Source organism: Candidatus Symbiopectobacterium sp. NZEC135, from assembly GCF_025962695.1.
In genome coordinates this window covers 1-1,118 of the sequence record NZ_JAGFPF010000623.1, presented here as the reverse complement: position 1 = coordinate 1,118, position 1,118 = coordinate 1, and the positions used below count along the sequence as shown (strand labels likewise).

Here is a 1,118-nt window from a genome sequence, read left to right as displayed (position 1 = left end):
GAGGATGTACCCGCCTTATGTGCCCTTTCCTGTTTCAGGAGAGGGTTTTTGCTTTACTCTGCATACCAACGAATCCCCGAAATACCCAGCTACTGTTTATCCATTAAACAGGAACACACCAAGACACATTCATAAAATTCATTTTTATTGCCGAATTATCAAACCATTGGTAACTGTTATTGTTATTCTATTATCCGTTATCTGTTAAATGATTTCTCTGCTATAGAATATTTACTTTATTCCTCCCCTTGGAAATTTGCATTCCTTTTTCCCTCTGTTATTCTTTTTCATATTAATATGATAAAACACCTGAAAAGCCTCACAAGATAATAATAATCAAACAAACTATACTTGCGCCTGCTTTTTTTCGTATGGACTTTACCTATCAATACCATCCGTATCAAACAGAACCATGCGAGTACTAGAATAGTTAGCCACCAATATTTTTTCGATGAGGATATTTATCATGAGTATAAACCCACTAAACTCTTCCGGTAACATACCTATTCAAATGGAAGGGAAAATTTATTTTAGCGAAACTGGCGGGCAATCATTAGCGGGAATAGTGAAGTATACTAATTTTTCAGAACCGTTCGAAAGACGGCAAATCGTTCTTACCGGTAAATTTTTAGAGTCCGAACCTCCTGTACTCGGAAACACGGTTGTCGACTTCAAAACACTTCATGGTTTGATGTTTATTTTTGACATTTATTCTACCCTCATCACTTACGCAGATTTTGTTATTCAAGACTCTGTCATACAGATAAGATTGTTCCAAGAATACGACCCAAATGGAGTTCAAATCTTACACACTGTTATTAATGGGGAACTCGCAACCCCTGGCGGTGATCCTATTTACCACCGAGTACGTTCGACGGAATCACTCACCGTAGCGTGGGGGCAAGAGAGCTAAAATAAAATCATCAACGTAAAAGAATAATTTCACCATTTAGATTTTCATCACGAAATAGATGGTAATAAAAGAAAATAGTTAGAAAAACATTCAGATCATACAGCATGCTGTGCATATTCTATGGCATTACGAAATCAATTATGAGGATCATTATCATGAGTACAGTTCAGCCTCTGAATTGGGCTTTAATACCTGTAAGTTTAAG

General features: G+C 36.6%; 1 protein-coding gene. It reads left to right on the top strand.

The window, feature by feature from the left end; all coding sequences use genetic code 11:
- Nucleotides 1–466: 466 nt before the first annotated feature.
- The gene (locus J5224_RS29250) at nucleotides 467–913 is read left to right on the top strand and encodes a hypothetical protein (protein ID WP_264628578.1); all 447 of its coding nucleotides are present in this window, start codon (nucleotides 467–469) and stop codon (nucleotides 911–913) included.
- Nucleotides 914–1,118: the final 205 nt, after the last annotated feature.

What these genes read in the sequence shown, in the direction of transcription:
- J5224_RS29250 (WP_264628578.1), top strand. Translation starts at nt 467, where the DNA reads ATGAGTATAAACCCACTAAACTCTTCCGGTAACATACCTATTCAAATG.